The sequence below is a fragment of the Fictibacillus nanhaiensis genome, from assembly GCF_049537595.1.
Classification (GTDB): domain Bacteria; phylum Bacillota; class Bacilli; order Bacillales; family Fictibacillaceae; genus Fictibacillus; species Fictibacillus nanhaiensis_F.
In genome coordinates this window covers 1-1,562 of the sequence record NZ_JBMULM010000013.1, presented here as the reverse complement: position 1 = coordinate 1,562, position 1,562 = coordinate 1, and the positions used below count along the sequence as shown (strand labels likewise).

The window sequence follows — 1,562 nt, the reverse complement described above, 5'->3', positions numbered from 1 at the left end:
GGAGAGTTTGATCCTGGCTCAGGATGAACGCTGGCGGCGTGCCTAATACATGCAAGTCGAGCGAATGATGAGGAGCTTGCTCCTCTGATTTAGCGGCGGACGGGTGAGTAACACGTGGGTAATCTGCCTGTAAGACGGGGATAACTCCGGGAAACCGGGGCTAATACCGGATAATAAGAGAAGAAGCATTTCTTCTTTTTGAAAGTCGGTTTCGGCTGACACTTACAGATGAGCCCGCGGCGCATTAGCTAGTTGGTGAGGTAACGGCTCACCAAGGCGACGATGCGTAGCCGACCTGAGAGGGTGATCGGCCACACTGGGACTGAGACACGGCCCAGACTCCTACGGGAGGCAGCAGTAGGGAATCTTCGGCAATGGGCGAAAGCCTGACCGAGCAACGCCGCGTGAGCGATGAAGGCCTTCGGGTCGTAAAGCTCTGTTGTTAGAGAAGAACAAGTACGAGAGTAACTGCTCGTACCTTGACGGTACCTAACCAGAAAGCCACGGCTAACTACGTGCCAGCAGCCGCGGTAATACGTAGGTGGCAAGCGTTATCCGGAATTATTGGGCGTAAAGCGCGCGCAGGCGGTCTCTTAAGTCTGATGTGAAAGCCCACGGCTCAACCGTGGAGGGTCATTGGAAACTGGGAGACTTGAGTGCAGGAGAGAAAAGTGGAATTCCACGTGTAGCGGTGAAATGCGTAGAGATGTGGAGGAACACCAGTGGCGAAGGCGGCTTTTTGGCCTGTAACTGACGCTGAGGCGCGAAAGCGTGGGGAGCAAACAGGATTAGATACCCTGGTAGTCCACGCCGTAAACGATGAGTGCTAGGTGTTGGGGGGTTCCACCCTCAGTGCTGAAGTTAACACATTAAGCACTCCGCCTGGGGAGTACGACCGCAAGGTTGAAACTCAAAGGAATTGACGGGGGCCCGCACAAGCAGTGGAGCATGTGGTTTAATTCGAAGCAACGCGAAGAACCTTACCAGGTCTTGACATCCTTTGACCACTCTAGAGATAGAGCTTTCCCCTTCGGGGGACAAAGTGACAGGTGGTGCATGGTTGTCGTCAGCTCGTGTCGTGAGATGTTGGGTTAAGTCCCGCAACGAGCGCAACCCTTGACCTTAGTTGCCAGCATTCAGTTGGGCACTCTAAGGTGACTGCCGGTGACAAACCGGAGGAAGGTGGGGACGACGTCAAATCATCATGCCCCTTATGACCTGGGCTACACACGTGCTACAATGGATGATACAAAGGGTTGCGAAGCCGCGAGGCCAAGCCAATCCCAAAAAGTCATTCTCAGTTCGGATTGTAGGCTGCAACTCGCCTACATGAAGCCGGAATTGCTAGTAATCGCGGATCAGCATGCCGCGGTGAATACGTTCCCGGGCCTTGTACACACCGCCCGTCACACCACGAGAGTTTGTAACACCCGAAGTCGGTGGGGTAACCCTTTTGGGAGCCAGCCGCCGAAGGTGGGACAGATGATTGGGGTGAAGTCGTAACAAGGTAGCCGTATCGGAAGGTGCGGCTGGATCACCTCCTTTCTATGGAGATTATGAAA

The 1,562-nt window shown here is 54.3% G+C and carries 1 rRNA gene; it reads left to right on the top strand.

Annotated features, from left to right (window positions below):
• Positions 1-1,545, top strand: a 16S ribosomal RNA gene (locus tag ACOZ9X_RS21125).
• Positions 1,546-1,562: the final 17 nt, after the last annotated feature.